The 20,629-nt window shown below is 40.4% G+C and carries 18 protein-coding genes; 11 read left to right on the top strand and 7 right to left on the bottom strand.

Going from position 1 to position 20,629, the window contains the following annotated elements:
- The first annotated feature begins 439 nt into the window (after positions 1-439).
- The 4 genes from UYC_RS39055 to UYC_RS0122340 all read left to right on the top strand — a co-directional run bounded on the left by UYC_RS39055 (position 440) and on the right by UYC_RS0122340 (position 5,840).
- Positions 440-586, top strand: a complete 147-nt coding sequence (locus tag UYC_RS39055) for a hypothetical protein (protein ID WP_016875073.1) — start codon at positions 440-442, stop codon at positions 584-586.
- Between the two features lie 209 nt (positions 587-795).
- Positions 796-2,112 carry a tetratricopeptide repeat protein gene (locus UYC_RS0122350; protein ID WP_016875074.1) on the top strand — a complete coding sequence of 439 codons (1,317 nt, stop codon included), beginning with the start codon at positions 796-798 and terminating at the stop codon, positions 2,110-2,112.
- 42 nt (positions 2,113-2,154) lie between these two features.
- A complete protein-coding gene (locus tag UYC_RS0122345) occupies positions 2,155-4,308 on the top strand; it encodes a peptidase domain-containing ABC transporter (RefSeq protein WP_016875075.1) in 2,154 nt (717 codons plus the stop codon).
- A 41-nt stretch (positions 4,309-4,349) separates the two neighbouring features.
- Positions 4,350-5,840 carry an HlyD family secretion protein gene (locus tag UYC_RS0122340; RefSeq protein WP_016875076.1) on the top strand — a complete coding sequence of 497 codons (1,491 nt, stop codon included), beginning with the start codon at positions 4,350-4,352 and terminating at the stop codon, positions 5,838-5,840.
- Positions 5,841-5,852: 12 nt separating this feature from the next.
- Here UYC_RS0122340 and UYC_RS0122335 read toward each other — a convergent pair whose 3' ends face one another.
- Entirely contained in the window at positions 5,853-6,404 is a 552-nt protein-coding gene (locus UYC_RS0122335) for a helix-turn-helix transcriptional regulator (RefSeq protein WP_235181629.1), read from the bottom strand.
- A gap of 680 nt (positions 6,405-7,084) precedes the next feature.
- On the opposite strand from UYC_RS0122335, the gene gpmI reads away from it, so the two are divergent.
- The 4 genes from gpmI to UYC_RS0122315 all read left to right on the top strand — a co-directional run bounded on the left by gpmI (position 7,085) and on the right by UYC_RS0122315 (position 11,394).
- Positions 7,085-8,683 (top strand): 2,3-bisphosphoglycerate-independent phosphoglycerate mutase, encoded by a 1,599-nt coding sequence (gene gpmI, locus UYC_RS0122330; RefSeq protein WP_016875078.1) that lies wholly within the window; start codon positions 7,085-7,087, stop codon positions 8,681-8,683.
- A gap of 89 nt (positions 8,684-8,772) precedes the next feature.
- Entirely contained in the window at positions 8,773-9,006 is a 234-nt protein-coding gene (secG, locus tag UYC_RS0122325; RefSeq protein ID WP_016875079.1) for a preprotein translocase subunit SecG, read from the top strand.
- Positions 9,007-9,024: 18 nt separating this feature from the next.
- The gene (locus UYC_RS0122320) at positions 9,025-9,918 is read left to right on the top strand and encodes a hypothetical protein (RefSeq protein WP_016875080.1); all 894 of its coding nucleotides are present in this window, start codon (positions 9,025-9,027) and stop codon (positions 9,916-9,918) included.
- A gap of 141 nt (positions 9,919-10,059) precedes the next feature.
- Positions 10,060-11,394, top strand: a complete 1,335-nt coding sequence (locus UYC_RS0122315; RefSeq protein ID WP_016875081.1) for an aromatic ring-hydroxylating dioxygenase subunit alpha — start codon at positions 10,060-10,062, stop codon at positions 11,392-11,394.
- A gap of 80 nt (positions 11,395-11,474) precedes the next feature.
- Here the strand turns inward: UYC_RS0122315 and UYC_RS0122310 are convergent, their stop codons facing one another.
- Entirely contained in the window at positions 11,475-14,612 is a 3,138-nt protein-coding gene (locus tag UYC_RS0122310; RefSeq protein ID WP_016875082.1) for a hypothetical protein, read from the bottom strand.
- A 502-nt stretch (positions 14,613-15,114) separates the two neighbouring features.
- Between UYC_RS0122310 and UYC_RS0122305 the strand changes: the two genes are divergently transcribed.
- The 3 genes from UYC_RS0122305 (at position 15,115) to UYC_RS0122295 (ending at position 15,896) form a co-directional block, all read left to right on the top strand.
- Entirely contained in the window at positions 15,115-15,318 is a 204-nt protein-coding gene (locus tag UYC_RS0122305) for a chlorophyll a/b-binding protein (protein ID WP_016875083.1), read from the top strand.
- Positions 15,319-15,427: 109 nt separating this feature from the next.
- Positions 15,428-15,640 (top strand): chlorophyll a/b-binding protein, encoded by a 213-nt coding sequence (locus tag UYC_RS0122300; protein ID WP_016875084.1) that lies wholly within the window; start codon positions 15,428-15,430, stop codon positions 15,638-15,640.
- A gap of 43 nt (positions 15,641-15,683) precedes the next feature.
- Positions 15,684-15,896, top strand: a complete 213-nt coding sequence (locus tag UYC_RS0122295; RefSeq protein ID WP_016875085.1) for a chlorophyll a/b-binding protein — start codon at positions 15,684-15,686, stop codon at positions 15,894-15,896.
- 166 nt (positions 15,897-16,062) lie between these two features.
- Here the strand turns inward: UYC_RS0122295 and UYC_RS0122290 are convergent, their stop codons facing one another.
- The 5 genes from UYC_RS0122290 to UYC_RS0122270 form a co-directional block, all read right to left on the bottom strand.
- On the bottom strand, positions 16,063-16,257 hold the full coding sequence (locus UYC_RS0122290; RefSeq protein WP_026087482.1) for a heavy-metal-associated domain-containing protein: 195 nt from the start codon (positions 16,255-16,257) through the stop codon (positions 16,063-16,065).
- Positions 16,258-16,622: 365 nt separating this feature from the next.
- Positions 16,623-17,747 (bottom strand): sensor histidine kinase, encoded by a 1,125-nt coding sequence (locus UYC_RS0122285; protein ID WP_016875087.1) that lies wholly within the window; start codon positions 17,745-17,747, stop codon positions 16,623-16,625.
- Positions 17,748-17,786: 39 nt separating this feature from the next.
- Complete coding sequence (locus tag UYC_RS0122280) at positions 17,787-18,188, bottom strand: hypothetical protein (RefSeq protein ID WP_016875088.1); 402 nt, start codon at positions 18,186-18,188, stop codon at positions 17,787-17,789.
- Complete coding sequence (locus UYC_RS0122275) at positions 18,189-18,686, bottom strand: Rab family GTPase (RefSeq protein ID WP_026087483.1); 498 nt, start codon at positions 18,684-18,686, stop codon at positions 18,189-18,191. It lies immediately after the preceding gene.
- 14 nt (positions 18,687-18,700) lie between these two features.
- Entirely contained in the window at positions 18,701-20,506 is a 1,806-nt protein-coding gene (locus UYC_RS0122270) for an OmpA family protein (RefSeq protein ID WP_016875090.1), read from the bottom strand.
- Between the last annotated feature and the right edge of the window lie 123 nt (positions 20,507-20,629).

Here is a 20,629-nt window from a genome sequence, read left to right as displayed (position 1 = left end):
TGGAGTTTTGTTTTCACAAGTAGGCTGAGTTTTACAGCTTCTAGCTTCCCTTAACCTTCAAAGATTGGTTCAAAAAACCTAGAAATGACCAACCTAGTAGTTTCTCTGTGTTGCTTTGTCAACATCTAAGTGAGTTTGCCCTGGTAGGGTGAGCAAATCAGTTAAATTTTTGACTCATTCACAGAACCCCCTGATGCAAAAATGCGAAAACTTAAAACTATACCAAAATACCCAACTAGAAAAAATTACACATCAGGGTACTATGCAGCAATTATTAGATTAGTTATTTTAACTACAGATTGAGGTGTGCAATTAGCAGTGGAGCAGAAAGGTACTCTTAAGTTGTAAAACACTTATGCTGACTGCCTTTCAATGAGCTTTATCTGGTTTGGCAACTCAATTCTGACAAGTTCATTGTTTTATTTACAAGGAGTATTCCATGTCTAAGAAAAATACTGCTACCAATAAGCCAGAAAAGGAAGTTCGCCAACAAGAACAGAACCAAACTGAAATCACCGAACTGTCCTTTGAAGCAATGGAAACCATTTCTGGTGGTGCAACTCTGCACAAAAGCTCTCTATTGTAATAAAAAATACATTTTCAGTAAAAGGACTGCAAGCGGTTGAGACCAATTTCTGAAAATGTATGTATTTAAAGTAACTCGTGAGTGAGTTACGTTAAAAAAGCTAGTGCTTTATTAAGTGACGTTAACTATATCTTACTACACTAGCTTTTCCTAAAAATTCCACGCATCTAGCATTTTTTGTCAAGTTATAGTTTTTAGGAAAGTCACAAATGTTTTCCATAGAGAGTTCCCCAAAAGCTTGGTTGCATCAAGTTTATTTAGATTTAGGTAACTTCCAAGCTGTTTCACCCCATCATTATAAAGTTCAGTTTAACTACAATCACTTGGTTGAGCAGACTTCAGTTCCTTACCAAGTGCAAATAATTCTTCCAGAATCTTTCCGAGAGTGTCTCATCCGTGAATCAGGGCTATATCAGTATCAGGTGAAAAATCCCCTGGAACTAGCACCTGAGTTACGCACACCAAGGTGGCAGATATTATGCGATTATTTAACTAATTATTCGGGACTAACTAAAGCTACTCAAATTCTCGTCATTAGGCTGTTAAGTAGCTTGTGTTTTCATCAAGCTGTTGTAGATTATGTGCCACCTATTTCCGAAGCTGAACTAAAAAGCGATCCTAATAATGCGACACTGTACTTCTTACGAGCTATTTCTAATTTAACAATAGAAGCCGATCGCTACTTGCCTTACAATTTTAAAGAATTAGAAATCATCGCCTATAATGCACCATCAGGGCATATTACCAAGATTTTAGCTGGATTACAAATCGTAGTCCAATTAGCCAGAACCTTAAAGGATTTGCAAGGCGCAGAGTATTGGCGCGAGATTGTGACTAAAGAGCTTGATTCTACTTTATCCTCACTGGATGATTTTACCGCCAAACTCTTAATGAGTGTTTATTATCGGTCTTGTGTATTTGTTCCGCTTTTGAAAAAAGAGAAAGAAAAAGTGATTGCAGAGATGGATCTTTGCCAATCTTATGCTGAAAGTTTGATCCCAGAAAATCACGAGCAAGAAATTGTTGCCTACGAGAATCGAAGCAATATACAGGAAAGTCGGACAAAAGAGGCACTCTGGTTGCGAGATTTCGATTTAGCTGAAGAACGCGCTCGCCAGCTCGTCGAAAGAAATATTTCAGATCCAAGATATCGGCTGGAGTTAGGAGAAGTTCTCCTCAAGCGGGAGAAAATTGAAGAAGCTGCCCAAGTTTATCGCAGTGCAACTCGTTTAGGCCCTCCAGGTACTGCCGTAGCTTGGTTTATGGCTGGACAGTGCTACCAGTCATTAGGAGATGTACAGTTGGCTTATGATTGTTACCTCGCCTGTTTGCACTTCGATCCTTTAGCTATTTCCGCCGTCAAGCGTTTGAGCCGAGTTGCATCTTTTTTGGGAGATCGCAAAATTGTTAGTTGGTGTGAATTGCGCTTATCTCAACTAGAGCAGGAAAAACAGAACATGGTAGCTACGGGAAGTAATGCTCCTGCTTATGTACCGGCAGTGCCTACGCTAGTGCAGGCAAGTTAATTTATGGCTGTTAATTTCCCCAACTGAATTGAAAACAAGCTTATGAAGTATCACAATGTACTCCAACATAACGAAGAAGATTGTGGAGCAGCTTGTTTAGCTTCAATTGCCAAATATTATGGACGTACCTTTACACTCAATCGTATTCGGGAAGTTGCTGGTACTTATCGCTCTGGCACAACTTTACTAGGCTTAAAGCAAGGAGCAGAGGCACTAGGATTTACCAATGTCCGAGCAATTAAAGTTTCCCTGAAAGTCATTGATGAGCGTTCTATTTCTCTTCCTTGTATCATTCATTGGAAAGGAAATCACTGGGTTGTCTTGTATGGAAAACGGGGCAAAAAATATGCGATCGCCGATCCTGGAATTCATGGTATCCAGTACCTTGAGCCAAAGTGGCTGCTAGAAGCTTGGACGGATGGCATTTTATTAACTCTTGAACCAGATCCCGTTCACTTTTTGGCTCAAACCGACGATCGAGAAAAAATCGGTGGATTGGGGCTGCTTTTGCGGCGAATGTGGCATGAGCGTTTCCTATTTGCTCAAATATTGCTCCTGAACTTAGTAGTTGGATTAATCGCCTTAGCAGCTCCTTTACTGATCCAAAATTTAACAGATGATGTACTGCTGAGAGGAGACAGTCAATTACTCACTCGCATAGTCATTATCATCTTAATTATGAATTTAATTGGGAGTAGCTTAGATTGGTTACAAGCCAATCTGATCTCTCATTTCGGTCAGCGATTAGAATTGCACTTAATTCTACAATTTGCCAAACAAATTCTGCGCTTGCCTCTGAGTTACTACGAATCTCGTCGGAGTGGGGAAGTAACTAGTCGATTAAGAGATATCCAGTCGATTAATCAACTCATTTCTCAAGTACTCATCCACCTGCCTGGTCAATTTTTTGTGGCTGTAGTTTCTTTAGGATTCATGGCTTATTACAGCATCAAAATGACTATCTTGGCAGCTTTTCTCGCCTTTTTAATGCTCCTCTCTACCTTGATGTTTTTTCCCATTCTGCGGCAAAAAACTCAGAATGTTTTGAATAAAGAGAGCGAAAACCAAGGGATTTTAGTAGAAACATTTAAAGGAGCAACCACACTCAAAACTATTGCTGCTGCTCCCCAATTTTGGGATGAATTTAAATTTCGTTTTAGCCGCCTTGCTCGCACCTCTTTTAGCACCATTCAAATTAGTATTGCTAACAATACTTCTTCTCGTTTAGTCGATAGACTTGGCGGAATTATTTTTTTGTGGCTTGGTGGTACTTTTGTAATCAACCAAGAATTAACCACAGGGCAATTACTGGCACTTTATACTCTCAATCGGAATATTTCTCTATTGATTATTAATTTAGTTACTTTTGCCGATGAATTCGTGCGAGTAGATGCAGCAGCACAAAGACTGATAGAAGTAATTGAAACCCCTGCCGAAAATGCAACAGACAGTGATAAAGCTGTAGTTAAGCTCAGGAGTGATGTAAACATTACTTGTACTAATCTTACTTTTAACTACACCGGACGCATGACGCTTTTAGACGATTTTACCTTGACTATACCGGGAGGAAAAGTTATTGCCCTAATTGGTGAATCTGGTTGTGGAAAAAGTACTTTATGCAAACTCATAGCGGGCTTATATCCTCTGCAATCAGGGAATATTCGCATTGGTGGTTACAATATAGATGATGTTGCCCTTGATTGCTTACGCCGACAAGTTGTTTTAGTATCTCAAGAGCCTCACTTTTGGAGCAGGAGTATTACAGATAATTTTAATATTATCGATTCTCAAGTCACTTTTGAGAATATTGTCAATGCTTGTCAGATGGCTGGAGCAGATGAGTTTATTAGCGATTTGCCAGGTCGATATCAAACTGTTTTAGGAGAATTTGGTGCTAATATTTCAGGTGGGCAAAGGCAACGATTAACTATTGCTAGAGCTATATTTAATGACCCACCAATTCTGATTTTAGATGAGTCTACCAGTGCTATCGATCCCATCAGTGAAACTAAAATTTTAGATAATCTTTTACAACACCGCCAAGGAAAAACGACAATTTTAATTAGCCATCGCCCACGAGTAATTCAGCGTGCTGATTGGATTGTGATGCTTGATAGAGGACGCTTAAAAATTCAAGGTACTCTTGAAGAATTACGCCAAAAACCTGGCGAACATTTGAATTTTCTGATTTCCTAATCCGCAAAAAGTTTGAAATTTACTTAGAGGAATTGTCTATTTTGAATAATACAGAAGAAGCTTTTTTCTTTGTAGATGAGGAACAAGAATTATTACCATCTCTCAGTCGTTGGATGAAGTGGGGTGGGTTGTTGATTGTGGTAACGGTGGGAGTGACAACTATTTTGTCCTCAGTCTTCAAATATAATGTTAGCGTTCAAGCACCAGCTATTATTCGTCCTGATGGAGAATTGCGACTTGTTCAGCCAGGGATTGAAGGACAAGTTAAACAAATTTTCGTGAAAGCAAATCAACAAGTGAAGGCAGGAGATATCCTAGTATCACTGGATGATACTCGCCTACAAATTCAAAAAAGTCAACTGGAAGCTCGCCTGCAACAATCTCAATTGCAGTTGTCACAAATTAAGGCTCAAATTCGCGCTCAAGATGCTGAGATTGTGGCAGAAACAGAAAAAAGCAATCGGGCTATTGTTTCTGCTCAAGCTCAACTGAGTCGTTCTCGTCGAGACTATCGAGATCGACAAATTACTAGCCAAGCAGATGTAGAAGCAGCACAAGCTAAGGTAAACAGTGCTAGAGAAAAGTTGCAACAGACTCAGGCAGAGTTAAAAGCATTCGAGGCTAACTTGCGATCGCTGCAAGCTTCTTTCAATGCAGCGACTGTCAAGCGCGATCGCTATAAAACTGTAGCCGAGCAAGGTGCTTTAGCACTAGATCAATTAGAGGAAGCTCAACTAGCAGTCAATCAGCAAACAGAAGCATTAGCAGCTCAAAAAGCAACTAATCAGGCTCAACAAAAACTAATTGCCCAGCATCAACAAGACTTGACAGCCGCGATCGCTAACTTGCAGAGAGTGCAAGCTTTTCTGAAGCCCGATGCAGCCGAGGTAACAATCGCAACCGAAAAGATTTCTCAAGAGAAAGCCACTATTAGTTCACTCCTAGCAAATCTGACAAAAGAGCGAAATGCACTGATTGAACAGCAAATTGGTTTACAAAAACAGATAAAAATTGATTTTAAAGAACTACAAAAACTTACTTTTGACTTACAACATACTCTCATTAAAGCTCCTGTCGATGGCATTATTTTAAAAATTAATCTCCGCAACCCAGGTCAAACAGTTACAACCAACTCAGAAATCGCTCAAATTGCTCCTAGTAATACCCCGCTAATCATAAAAGCTTTAGTAACGCCTCAAGATGTAAGTAAAGTGAAACCTGGTCAAAAGGCACAGTTTAAAGTTTCTGCCTGTCCTTATCCAGATTATGGTACGCTCACGAGCAAAGTCCGACAAATTTCTCCAGATGCCATTCCTGTTGACAACTATAATGCAGTTTCTCCAACCACAACAAACAATATCGATCGCACTGTTTATGAAGTTACTATTGAACCTGAAACTCTGGCTTTAAAGCAAGGAGTAAACCAGTGCATGATGCAATTGGGGATGGCAGGTAGAGTTGAAATTATTTCTAAACAAGAAACAATTCTGCAAAATTTGTTAAGAAAAGCGAGATTACTGACAGATTTATAGTGAGATTTATGATTATTGTCGGCGCTTCGCATGAATATTTTTCATATGCTTCTTGACAGTATTTATTGTTATGTGAAGTTGAGAAGCAATTTCTTTATATGTATATTTAGCTCGATATAGTTGCCAAATTTCAGTTTCTCTGGGAGTGAAATTATATTGCTCTATTTCCATGCAAATTTGATTTTCTAAGCACTTATATTGATTTTCAATTATTACCAAAAAATATTTTTTCGCCAACCTTTCTAATTTTAATAGTCTTATACAAACTCTAAATGCTTTAAAATTATCTAGTAAAATTTCATCAAATATTATAAAATTGTCAATGTGGATACTTTGATTATTTATTAATTTTTGACAAATCTTCCAGATTGTAGGTGGTACAAAGTTATATTCAAAATATTCTGGATTTATTTGGTAACAGAAAGTATTAGCAGAAGCGTTTGCATAAACTAGATCACCATTGACACCAATAATTAAAATTCCATCATCTAATATTTCTACCATTTCTTCTAAAACATCAAGTGATTCAACCCTATCCTTTAATCTAAAATTTGCTTGATGCATTTCAGTTTCTCTTGGTTTTCGTGGTTTTGATTGCTTCTTAAAATTACTCATATATTTTAGGCAATACCTTCAAAAATCATTAAATATGAGTGATATGTAATGTAAGTGAAACTGGTTGCACTGGAAGAATGAAAACATAAAAAATTAGGAGAGTAGGGGAGAAAAACTACCCGTTTTCTTGTGAGGTTTGTACTTCTAAACTGTAATAAAACTTCATAATTGCCTAAAATTTAAAGGGATCTAAAAGTATTTGGCACATCTTTAAGAACTTTTAAAACATCTTCTTTGCATCTTCTCTGCTCGACTTGATCCAAAATTAAGAACTTGAAGTTGGTTCTCCTTAGAGGGCAAAAACCCTAGCTTTTTGGCACAAACTTTTTCTATGTCATTCATTACAAATACTGAAATCACCTCTGAAGATACTTGTTCCGCAAAAATACAATAAAATTTAGTTAAAATACTTGAGTGTTCAAGCTAGTTCAGCAGATATACAAGTCTATATAGACTGCACAGCAAGCTTTATACGCTTTTTGGTACAAATGCACTTTACTTCTAGTCGAAGAAAATCTAAAAAAGATGGATTTATGCCATAAAAGAAGTTGGTAAGCAGAAATTCACTTGCGGCTGGGGTTAGCAGTGGTATCATTCGGGTATTACAAAAAGTAAAGGGCGATTTTATTATGACCAAAGCACCTGTTGCTCCCGTGGTGCTAGTCATTTTAGACGGATGGGGCTACTGCGAGGAGATACAAGGAAATGCTATTGCCGCTGCTAATACTCCGGTAATGGATAGCTTATGGGCAGCATATCCGCACACCCTTATCCGCACATCAGGAAAAGCCGTGGGGTTGCCAGAAGGTCAAATGGGCAACTCTGAAGTTGGTCATTTGAACATTGGTGCTGGGAGGGTTGTACCCCAAGAGTTGGTACGCATTTCTGATGCCGTCGAAGATGGTTCCATCCTGCAAAATCCAGCACTTGTCAACATTTGCCAACAAGTCAAAAGTCGCAATGGCAAGTTGCACATAGTCGGGCTTTGTTCTGAGGGTGGGGTACATTCGCACGTCAGCCATCTATTCGGACTACTTGATCTAGCTAAAGCTCAAGGAATATCAGAAATTTGCATACATGCCATCACTGATGGTCGTGATACCGCTCCCACAGAGGGTGTCAATGCAATTGCGCTGCTCCAAAATTACATCGAGCGCATTGGGGTAGGACGCATAGTTACCCTCAGCGGGCGGTACTACGCGATGGATCGCGATCGCCGTTGGGATCGCGTTAAACGCGCCTATGACGTGATGACACAAGATAGTCCCGGCAGTGGTTGTTCTGCTTTAGAAATTCTGCAAGCATCATATGCAGAAGGTGTCACAGATGAATTTGTCGCTCCAGTCAGAATTGCACCTGGAGCCGTAGAAGCAGGAGATGGGGTAATATTTTTCAATTTCCGTCCCGATCGCGCCAGACAACTAACTCAAGCGTTTGTTAGTCCGGAATTTAACGGTTTTGAAAGACAGCAAATTACCCCATTGGAATTTGCCACTTTCACTCAGTACGATCCAGACTTAAAAGTTGCAGTCGCTTTTGAACCGCAAAACCTTAGCAATATTTTGGGCGAAGTTATTTCTCAACATGATTTAAAGCAGTTTCGCACCGCAGAGACCGAAAAATACGCCCATGTCACCTACTTCTTCAACGGCGGACTAGAAGAACCTTTTCCAGGAGAAGACAGGGAACTAGTTAACAGTCCAATGGTTGCTACCTATGACAAAGCACCGACAATGTCAGCCGAAGCAGTCACAAATGTAGCAGTAGCAGCAATTGAAAAGGAAATTTACTCTCTTGTTGTGATTAACTACGCTAATCCAGACATGGTGGGACACACAGGGCAAATTGAGGCCACAGTTAAAGCCATTGAAACTGTGGATAGCTGTTTGGGTCGATTGCTGGCAAGCGTGAGCAAAGTTGGAGGTACAGCAATTATCACTGCCGACCACGGTAACGCAGAATATATGATAGATGAGGGGGGTAATCCCTGGACAGCTCACACTACCAACCCAGTTCCCTTAATTGTGGTGGAAGGAGAGAAAGCAAAAATCCCCGGACATGGCGCAAATGTTGCCTTGCGAAACGATGGTAAGTTAGCCGACATCGCCCCCACAATTCTGGAGATTTTACAGATTCCTCAACCGCCAGAAATGACCGGGCGATCGCTGGTAAATTCTGCCGAGTATGATGTGCAATTGCCTCGCACTCCCGCGCAGGTTGGGCTGTAGAAGAATAATGAGTTATGAATTATGAATGAAAATTCAGTAAAATTCATAATTTATAATTCATAATTATCCATTACATTTACATTGCTACCATGACCGTTAGTAACGTCGTACAAGGCATTTGGGTTTTTTCTGCTATAGCTTTGGTTGTTCTGGTCTTACTACATAGCCCCAAAGGTGATGGCATTGGAGCCATCGGCGGACAAGCCCAGTTATTTAGCAGCACTAAGAGTGCAGAAAATACTTTAAACCGAGTTACTTGGGCACTGACAGTTATTTTTCTCGGTTTAACTGTGGTTTTAAGTGCCGGTTGGCTCCCTAAATAAGGGTAGGGGGATAGGGAGATGGGAGGAAAAACCCAACACCCCATATCCAACACTCAAAAAAGTTTTATTTGGCGGCGTTTACTGGCATTTTTAGGATTAGCTGCGATCGCTGGACTGCTCGTTATCTTAATTAACGTGCAGTCTTTTGCTATGTTTCCACAGGCGCGCGATTTTTTAACCAAAACACCACAATATCCAAAAGTTACTAAAATTCCTTCCCCAAAACCCCATTCCCTACCACCCACGTTAGCTCAGTGGCAAGATCCCACTAACAGCGGAGATTATTTTTCCCAAGTAGCACCTACGCAAGTAGGCTATTTAGTCTGGTCGCAATTTCCTGTTACGGTTTACATAGAAACCCCAAAAGCTATCAGCACCCGGCAGGCTGAAACTTGGGTAAATGAAGTTTTACAAGCTGTGCAAGAGTGGAATCCTTATTTACCTCTAAAAGTAGTAGAAACACCTGAAGTGGCTGATATTACAATTTTGCGGAAAGCTCCACCACTTCAGTTTTCCCCAGGCAATAAATTTCCTCGTGCCCGTTCTGCGCTAACTACTTACGTTTTATATACAAAAGAAAATTTTTTATACCATCGCTTTAACATCTTGTTGCATCCCAGTCAAACAGGTAAATATCTTTTGGCAGCAGTACGCCACGAATTAGGACACGCACTGGGGATATGGGGACACAGTCAAATAGAAAGTGATGCTTTATATTTTTCCCAAGTTCGCAATCCACCGCCAATTTCTCCTAGAGATGTAAATACGCTGAAGCGGGTGTATGAACAGCCAACAAGTTTGGGATGGACTTTGTCGAAGGCAGAGAGAACTCAGAGCGCCCTCCGGGTTCACAGTTCCCTGGGCGTGGGAAACCCGCCTTCAGGACTGATTCACCGCACGGCGTTAGCGTAAAGCCCTGCGGGCATGGCTGCGCGGTAAGCGCAGCGTGTCGCTTTGCGACTTAGCTCCTCCACAAGGAGGCTCTGAAGTTCGGTGGGGCAGTAGGCAGAAGGAATGAATTTTATTTAATCAATTTTTGAGAACATAGAAAAAATGCAATCTGAATTCAACTTTTTTCAAAACTGGTATCCTATCTTACCTATTGAAGATATCGATCCCCATCTGCCAACTGCTGCAACTATTTTGGGAATTAACCTCGCAATCTGGAAACCCAAATCATCTGAGACTTATCGAGTTTTTTTAGATCAATGTCCTCACCGTCTGGCTCCTTTAAGTGAAGGGCGTGTTGATGAAAAGACGGGTAATCTAATGTGTAGCTATCATGGGTGGCAATTTGATGTTCAAGGAATATGCACCCACATTCCCCAAGCAGAAAATCCCGAATTGGTGACTAAAAATCAAAAAAATTTGTGCGCGGTGGCGTTACCTTGTCGCCAACAAAATGATTTGCTGTGGGTTTGGCTCGATCCTCAATCTGCAGAACAGGCAGAAACTACACCATTACCTCTGTCACCCCAAATAGATGCAAGCAAAGGTTTTGTTTGGTCTTCTTTTGTACGCGATCTGGAATATGACTGGCAAACACTAGTTGAGAATGTAGCAGATCCGAGTCATGTTCCTTTTGCTCATCATGGTGTGCAGGGCGATCGCAACAAAGCAAAACCAATTCCAATTGAAATTGAGGAATCAACAGCAAATTTGATTGTGGGGGCTACCTCTGGGCGCTTTCAAACCACAATTACGTTTGAGCCGCCTTGCCGTTTGGAATATGCTATTGGTTTTGGCAATGGAGGAAAGCAGATCGGACTAATTACCTACTGCATTCCGGTATCTCCGGGTAAGTCTAGAATTATCGCTCAGTTCTCCCGTAACTTTGCCAAAACACTCCATCATCTCACTCCACGTTGGTGGGATCACATTCATAACCGCAACATGGTTATTGACGGAGATATGATTCTTCTACGTCAACAAGAGTATTTGCTCCAACAACAACAATCAGTTGCCAGCTGGAAAACTGCTTACAAGATGCCTACAAGTGCAGATCGCTTGGTAATTGAGTTTAGGAATTGGTTTGATAAATATTGTCATGGTAGTTTACCGTGGAGCGAAGTTGGAATCAGTGTTCCAGAAAGCTCGAATATCAATGAAAGCCGCGAAGTAGTCTTGGATCGCTACAGACAACACACCCAGCATTGCAGTAGCTGTCGAGGGACACTGAAAGTCATACAGCGCTTGCAAGCTTTTCTTTTGGCATACTTTGTGATTACTGTTTCTGGAGTTGCTATACTTCCCGATGCTCTGCGATTGAAGTTTGGTTTACCTCTTGTTGCGATCGCACTACTGGGTTTGGCAGCTTATAGTTGGCTAAAGTTATGGCTGATGCCTAAGTTTTATTTTGTTGATTACGTACACGCGGAACGGAAATAAAGGGGAACGGGGAACAGATAAAAAAAGCCTCTCAGAACGAGAGGCTAGAACTAGATTCAGCGGAGACAACTTAAATTTATTTACAGCACAAAAGCTACTGCAAGTGCCCCTGCCAGTGCAGAGAATACGCCAGAGACGATCGCTGTAGCAAATAACCACCAAGCTGCCGATGCTGCGGCTTTGCGGGTTTCTTCGGCTTGGCGCTGTGCTTGATGCTTGACTTCTTCTAAGCGCCGCTGGGCTTCTTGTTGGATGCGTTCTGCTCGTTGTAAGACGCTATTACGTGCCCGTTCAATTTGATCGACAATGCGGTTAGCATCTTCCTCAGAAATGTCATCGCGGGAACTCAAGATTGCAACATATGTCTCGCGATTAAAAGCAGACAAGCGATCGCGTAATGCTTCAAATCCTGCTTGTGGATCTTCAAACAACTTGCGCACATCTCGCTTGATCCCGTCGTAGTTGAGTTCCGGACGCTCTAAGGAGTTGAGGTAGTTGCGGATACGGGCAAAAATTCCCTCAATCGTGTCTTGAATACGTCGCTGAATACCCCGCACTTGTTCGACAAAGTTATCACGTACTGATACTATTGTATCTGCAATTCGTGCCGCTTCTTCATCGCTGAGGTCTTCCCGCAGTTTTAACAGGGCAATAATCGTGTCGCGATCAAAGTGGGAAAGGCGATCGCCTAAACTTTCCATACCCACACGCGGATCGTGTAACAACAAAGACAAATCGCGTTTGATGCCTTCTGGATTAAGTTCATCCTTGCCAGTACGCCGGAGATATTCTTCCAGATAATCCCGGAAATTTTGCACTCTTTGCTGTGTCCGAGTGGCTAAACGACGCGGAGCACGTACAATGTTGCGGATTGAGTTTTGTACGGAATCGATGACTTGATTAACTTGCTCTTCGCTCAAATCTTTACGTTGACTGAGCAATTTTACTAAGGTATCTCGATCCACTTGCGATAAGCGTCGCCGTAGAGCGATCGCTCCTTCTTTGGGATTTTCAAACAATCGATTCAAATCCCGCTGAATACCTTCTGGATTGAGTTCATCTTTCCCAGTATTGCGCAGATAATCTGCAATTATGGTCGTGACAGAATCGTACTGTTCCTTGGCTTTATCTAATGCTACTTGCGGCGCGTGGCGAACACTCTGCCACGATTCTTCAACCGAATTAATAATTTGATTTACTTGATCTTCGCTCAAATCTTGCCGCTGACTGAGCAATGTCACTAAAGTATCGCGATCAAATCGAGATAAACGCGCCCGAATCGCCGCCATCCCAGCTTGCGGATCTTCCAGAAGTCTCTTTAATTCGGCTCTAATGGCGTTGGGATTTAGCTCATCTTTGCCAGTATTGCGCAGATATGACTCTAGATTTAACCACAGCGATTCTGCTTGATATTTTGCTTGATCTGCCAGCCCTTTGGATTCTACTAAAACGCGATCGCGCTGTCTTTCCAATTCGTCTAGAATTGCGTCTGTTTCTTCGGGCTGAATATCATTGCGTGACAGCAGTATCTCTCGCATTGATTGGCGATCAAATGCTGATAAGCGCCGAGAGATAGTTTCATAATCTGCATCGGAATCTTCCAATAAAGGTTTAAAACCTTGCGAAATACCTTCTGGAGTTAATTCTGATTTCGGAGTGACGAGTAAATAGCTCTCCACGCGGCGTTGCAAGTCTTGTGCTATCTCTCTTTCTTCCTCGGCGGTAACCGTGACTAACACCGATTGGCGAACAGCTTCCAAATTATCAGCAATTCGTTGGATTTCTGCTTGAGTTAAAAGACCGCGTTGTTGCAGAATATTAACAAAATCGCTGCGGGAAAGTCTCTCTAACTCCCGCCGCACTGTTCCCGGATCGGCAGCAGGATCGTAGATGACATCGCGAAATTCTTGAGCAATTCTGTCCCCGCTCAACTGCCAAGCATAGGTGTTGAGCAAGTAGTTTTCTACATCTGTACGGATAGGACTGTAAGGCTGCTTTGGTGTAGGCAATCCTAACTTATCTGCTTGTTCGGTGGCTTTGTCTTTAGCTGTGGTCAGAATACCTAAGATTTTTTCCACATCCAAATCCGACAAATCAGTACGTCCCAAAACAATACCAGTTAAAGCTGTGATCCCCTGTTGTAATGTCCGTTGGATCGGCCCTGGGGTTGTCTCTTGGGCTGCTTTTTGATCCGCTTCTTTCGCAGAACGCATTTCTGACATCAACTCATCCAGCTTGCGGTTGAGTTCGTCTGTGTTTGTCTGTCCTGGCTGAAGAGACTTGACATAGTCAATCAATTCACCCATCCTGTCTTGGGGACGAGCTTGCCCTCCTACTGTCTGCTGCCAAACACTATATAAGGTATCAGCAATCCGCTTGACTTCTCGCTTGGAAAGGTCGGTACGGCTGCTAACTAAGTTGACAAATGTTTGGCGATCAATGTTGCGAAGGTCACCGCTAGCAGCGATTTCCCTAACTTGGGGATCGCTAAGTAGATTTTCAAAATCCTTGCGAATTTGTGAAAAATCTAGCTCTGGAGGGCGCACCATTTCTAAATAGTCTTCAATTTGGTCGCGCACGCTACTAGGGTCGATCGCACTACCTAGCTCTCGGCGTACCGCAGCAGCCGCAGCTTCAGCAGTTGCCACAACTTGCTGGTTCACGGCTTTTGCACCTAATGCAGCGGTGGCTGTGCCCATAATCGCCTGCAAGCCAGCAGTTGCAGTGTTAATGATATTACCAACGAAAGAACCTACAGTCGTCGAACTAACCCAAACTAGCAACAAAAAGTAGGCACCCCAAATTACCAAACCCAGGATTGCTCCCAGCCCTGGACTGAAAATCACTAAACTAAGCTTGACCGCCAAAAAACAAGCGATCGCTAAAGCAATAGTCACTGTGACTAATGTCCAAAGTCCCACCGCAGTACCTATTTTGCGGATTGTTCCACCGAAACTACCAACTTCTCCGTGGTCTGAGTCCGAACTGGATGGACGTCCCAAGTAAGAAATACCTGCAGCAACGGAAAGATTAGTTAATACCAATTGGATTGCAAAAGCCAGGATCACGCCAGAGAGTAAAGCGGTAAAAAAGCGTGGCCCGGCAGTCAGAACAGATGTTTGTGCTGGCGATACCGGTGCTGGCGGGTCTACTATAACTTGTGCTAGCCAAAATAGTGGTTTATGAAGTCCTAGCGTGATTTCCGTACTCTGAAACATTTTATTTCCTTCCTCTAAGCTTTATGCTAGGTATAAAAAAATACTAACTTTGCCAATCAACTTTTACCTCTTTATCTGTAGCCATACCCAACTCTTTAGCTCAGAATCGTGGAAATTAGCCTCCTACGGCATCCATCGTAGGTCTGATACCTGCATCCGGCATTGGATATAAGTTTTTCTCACTAATGCACTAGCTTTGTATCTGCTGTATCTTTTATGTAAATATACTTAGTTGAAAGTTAAAATTAACATTTATTTAGAGTTCTATTTTTTATCACTCTCTTAAGGTATATTATCTGATTCAAAAAAAGCTGTAAGAATCGGCCATTAGAAGTGCCTGTACTTTGTACCCATAGGAATACGGCAACACAGTTATGGGTAGCTAAATTTAAGTTATGTAAAGAGCAGTTCCAAATTATAAGGTTTAGTTATTAGCACACTAAAAAGTACTAATAACTAACAGTGACTAAAAATAGTCAGCAAAATTAATTTTGGGGGAAAAATGGAATCTCGTCCTTCTACTAATTTGCCACCAATTGCTACAGAATATAACGGCAAAGATCGTAATGCTTTTCTGTTTGGCTGGAATCCGCAAGCTGAATTGTGGAATGGCCGTTTAGCAATGATTGGTTTCCTTGCTTATTTATTGTGGGATTTGGCTGGTTATAGCGTCCTACGTGATGTTTTGCACCTAATTGGTTACTAAATAACTTTTTTGGGTTTGGGGTTAGGAAATTGCACTTCTAACTCAATATATAGACACAAGTAATTGTGCCTTAATCGATCATCATGAACTAGATTCTGGAGACAAAAAAATGCAAACTAAAGAAACTCGTCCTTCTACCGATATACCACCAGTTGCTCAAGCTTATAACGGTGTTGATCGCAATGCTTTTCTGTTTGGTTGGAATCCCCAAGCCGAGTTGTGGAACGGGCGTTTGGCAATGATTGGCTTTTTGGCTTATTTGCTTTGGGATTTAGCAGGTTATAGCGTTTTGCGCGACATATTACATCTTGCTGGTTACTAACCTTCAGTAAATGCAAAACAGTTAATTTTGAAGGAGAAAAACAATGGAAACTAAAGAAACTCGTCCTTCTACCGATCTACCACCAGTTGCTCAAGCTTACAACGGCGTTGATCGTAATGCATTTATCTTTGGCTTTAATCCCCAAGCTGAGTTATGGAATGGGCGTTTAGCAATGATTGGCTTTCTAGCTTATTTGCTGTGGGATTTAGCAGGTTACAGCGTTTTGCGCGACGTATTGCACTTGATTGGATATTAATTAAATAAGAAGTGAGGAGTGGGGAGTTAGGGATCAAAATACTAACTCTTCATTTCTTAATTTCAAGGCGATCGCGTGTGGTAACAGTGAAACTCTCGTTACCAGGTTAAACCTGGTAACGAGAAACTTCTTGTTCCTCACTTTTAGTAGAGTAATTTTTTTGAGATTAAGCAATCGTATATCCAGCGTTGGCGATCGCATTCTTGATTGCTGTTTCTGGTGCGTTAGTTTCTACTAACACTATTTTGGTTTTAGTATCTGCTTGCACAGTAGCGCTAGCATCTATTGTTTGAACCGCTTTAGTAATAGTATCAGCACAAGCGGAACAAGCCATATTAGGAACTTTTAGTTGCAGTGTCATAAGCTGAAATGAGTTATCTGTTGCAGATTGAAATGAGAAAATGTACTTCCCATCATTGCAGTTTGGGTGTGCTGCGTTCAATCTTGAATTAATCATAAAATCTTCACTTAACTGGAGAGTCAAGGGTAAATTTATAATTTACGTTTAATGTGAATTCAACATAAAAAGCTGGTTGTAAACTAGCCCAATTGTTTTTAGGGAAGCGAACACAGATGGACACAGATAAACACAGATAAATCATCGGTGTCATCTCGTGGTTTATCTGTGATCGATTTTCAAAATCTAATTTTTGCCCATAGTTTTTAATTCATATCAGGCGTAATTTAGTGGTTATTAATTCTCTTGTTACTGTAGAGATGCAGTGTTTAAAGCATCGTCGCTTTTGGTTTTGGTAGACGAAACCAAAATGAAGAACCGCCTTGTGAACGAGGTGAATAATGAATCTCACCACCCCAGCGTTCTAAGGTAATGCGGCAAAAATAAAGTCCAAGACCAATCCTACCTGATTTACTTTTAGCTTGGGAAAACTTTTCAAATAAAGTCTCTACCATTTCTGGAGGTACACCGCTACCTTCATCATCTACTCTAACAAGAATATAGTCACCATCTTGTTGTAAATCAACAGTCACTACAGATTCTGGTGGACTGTATCGAAAGGCATTTTCTACCAAATTAGCAATCACCCTATCTAGACGCGATTTATCACCAACAACTTTCCAGTCTGCTGTCCTATCAATATTAGAAGCAAGTTGCAGCTGCATTTTATTCAGAGCAAAAGTAGGGGTTAAAAGTTGAATTACCTCTTGGGCACAAGTGAGTACATTTGGTGCTTGCTTGGCATCAACAGTAAAAGACTCTAGTGAATTTACCTCAGCAGAAAATGCATCTAATATTTCCCGAATCAGCATTTCTTGTTTGAGAGTTTGCATCCTACCAATTTCTAAATGCTCTTTCCCTTTTGATGTTAAATTTTCAAAATCTAGCAGTGCTAGGCAACAATTTATAGCACTTAGATGTCCAGCAATATCATGTATAATACAGTGAATTAAAATTTCCTTTTTTTGAATTTCTTTTAACAAATATTGATAATCTAACTTGTTCTCTCTAGCTTTTTGGATCAGATTTTGTTTCTCTTCATACTCTTCATCTAATAACTCAATTAGAAGTATTTTTTGGTTATTAACAGAAATTGCTGTAGCTTCAAAATGATATTCTTGATTAAATAAATCTTGCTGATCCCATATACCTGATTTTAATTTTTTATTATCATTTCTTGCCCATATCTCTTCAGCATCAATTAAAAAATTTTCTAAAAAAGGGAAATCTTCTTCGGGTATTAGTACCTCCATTTCTGGTTGAACTGGGCGACGACAAAATTGTTGCAACCAATTTGGGGGAGTTCCAGTAAGTTTAAAACGCCCAAGATGCATTCGCTTTAATACTAAAATATTCAAAGTAGCAAAAAGTTCTGATGCGATCAAGTCACTCATATTTTCTAGACACAGTAATACTTTAGTCTTTACTAAAAGTTATTTATTTAAAACTCTTGTTACTTTTTCTTGATTCAAAGTTAAGTCATGTACTTGTTGTTGAATTATCGAGAGTTGCATTTCGTCCAAAGTTGCATCTAACAGTAAAACCCAATCTCCTTCGTCTGAAGGAAAAATATGCACATCTGCACAAATTCCATATTCAGTTTTCATGCGCGGTAAAAATAAAGGAAAATCATCAAGTGGAAGAAGTCCTTCTAGAAAAAAAATCTGTTGTCCGACATTCTCACCTTTTTTGAGATTAGAAATACCGTATACTTCTAACTTTCCACCCCATGAGAACAAACAACCATCTTTGTTGACTAAAAGAAAAGCCAGAGAACGTGTCTCTATCATTAAACTAATAATATAATCACTAACAGAAGCAGGGACATCTTGCATTTATCCCTCCAATATTTTCTGAGCAAGATTTTGGAAAACTTCTTCTACACCTAAGCCAGTTTTTGCACTAGTTTTAATTGCGCTCCAACCTTGTTGTGTTATTGTGGCAAGTTCAGTATCTGTAATTTCCCATTCATTTGTCAAATCCCATTTGTTAAGTACAAGAATAAAAGGTACTTTTCCAATAGCATTCTCTACTATTTTTTGTAAATCGAAAGCTTTTTCTAAGGTGTTTTTCCTAGTACCATCTACTACTAATAAATATCCAGATGAACCCCTTAAGTAGGATATTTGTATCTTCTGAAATTCATCTTCTCCATATAAATCCCATAAAATAAAGTTTATCTGTTTATCTTGAATATTTATGATTTTTTTATCAATTTTTACACCAACAGTAGTTTGATACTTTTCTGAAAAAATACTATGAACAAACCTGGATACTAAACTAGTTTTACCTGTGGCAAATGCACCTACCATGCAAATTTTTTTTTGGATCATATGTGGATCAGCCTTCATTTACGAGTATCTGCCAAGAATATCTTAAATGATACCCTGGGTTGAACTTGTTTATCCTGTTGTGTAAATCCTTGTTTCAATGGCTGACTAGAACCCACACCCACGGCAGTAAAATTACTTGTGTCTACTCCTTGGGAATTTAGATAAAATCGTATTTTATTAGCTCGTTCTTGGCTAAGTATGATATTTCTTGATTCTATTCCGGTGGTGTTAGCGTGTCCGATAATTTGAATACGCACACTCTTACCCAAATATTTAGCAGTATCTAAAAGTTTTTGTATTTCCCTCACTAAATTTGTAAGTTTATTATTTTCACCTGATATAAATTCTGTAGCTCCTTCTACAAAAAAGAGCATTTTTTGTTCAATTTGCTTTTTAGATGACTCCAGTTCACTTATTTCTAGTTCAACTAAATTTTCATCAATATATTGAGTAACACCTGGAATAAAGCGCCATAATTTTCTTGCTGATAAAATCCACTCACGGGGTGCAGTTCCTGTAGCGTAAAGATTACCATTTGCATCTAAGTTCAATGATACGGTTTTTGGTGCTTGTAGCAATTCCTCCGCTCTTTTTTTGGTAAATGGAGCTTCAAAAGAAAGGAAAGGCTCCCATTGAGCGATCGCTTTTTTCGGGTTCAGTTTTACTTGTTTCATCAGCAGTTGGGGATCTGCTGCTAGCGGATCGCGCATTCCAGTAACAAAATATTTGCCATGTCGCTTCTGTGCTTTGATGACGACAATGCCTGGCTGAGAGTTGAGTTTTTCCAAATATGCATTCCAGCGTAGCTGTTCTCTGATGGCAAAAAAACCCCAAATTCCTAAAGCGATCGCACTCGTAGCCAATAAACTCCATGCATAGGCATAATTTTTTTTAACTGGAGTTTTATATCGAGCAGACAGGCAGGCTTGCAGATAAGATTTGCTAGCTGTAAATGGTTCTATATCTCCTTCAAAAGTATTAAGTTCTTGGTTTAACCTGAAATGTATTTTTTCTAGTGCTTCTTGAAAAACTAATCTTAATTCTTCAGGAGCGTTTCCCCGAATAATTCCTGCTAGTATAGCTTGTGGCCCTTCTTCAACCCAAACAATCAGTTCTCCAAACTGTAAACTTTGCAGCGTCTCACCTTTTTTGATATTAAAAGAATCTTTAATAAAATCTTGGATCGCTGTTAACATTGCAGAAATTAAATCCGGATCTTGAGCAGTTACCAAAGGTGCGACGATGTGTTGCAGCAACAATCCAGTTTTTTTGTGAATTAAAAATACCTGTTCCACCCGATAAATCAGCGTGCGTAACAGTACAACTTCGGCAAATGATTTTCCTGTCTGTCGTGCTTCTAACCTCCATTTAAAACTTTGTGGTGACAAACTATGTTCTAGAGTTTGATTCAAAGATTGAATCATCTCATCCAAAGCTGTGGCGATCGCCTTACGAGTAGCTGGCCCTATAATGGGGAAAAACGCCTCGGAAAGAACATTTAAGTCTTTTTTCACAGAAGATTGAATAGCTTGCTCAACTGCAGGCACCATTGCTTCGGCTAGCAGTTTATCTTGTATTGTTCGTAAAATTACAGCTTCCGGAAGCAAGCGGCTGATATCTTCTGCTTGAATTTGTGGATTATTTAATCGCTCATATAATTTTTGTAGTTGTGTTGGCTCAACACCTAAAAGTAAACTGCGGAGTTCCCTTAGTTCATCACTAGATAGATCATAGTTATTTGCAAAGTTTCTGTCGCGACTCCCGCCATTAGAGATTTCGGGAGGCTTTGGCGCGAATTCTTTTTTAGAATAGTCAGTCATTACCAAGAATCTCCCAGATCGGGAATAGGGGATAGAGGATCGGGAGATGCAAAGACATGGAGAATAATTCTTCCACTATCCCCCTCTGCTCCTGAAGCTCCTGAAGCTCCCCTTTTTCCAATA

Source organism: Chlorogloeopsis fritschii PCC 6912, assembly GCF_000317285.1.
Classification (GTDB): domain Bacteria; phylum Cyanobacteriota; class Cyanobacteriia; order Cyanobacteriales; family Nostocaceae; genus Chlorogloeopsis; species Chlorogloeopsis fritschii.
Note: the sequence above shows the minus strand (reverse complement) of the source record. Positions and strands in the feature narration are given on the sequence as shown.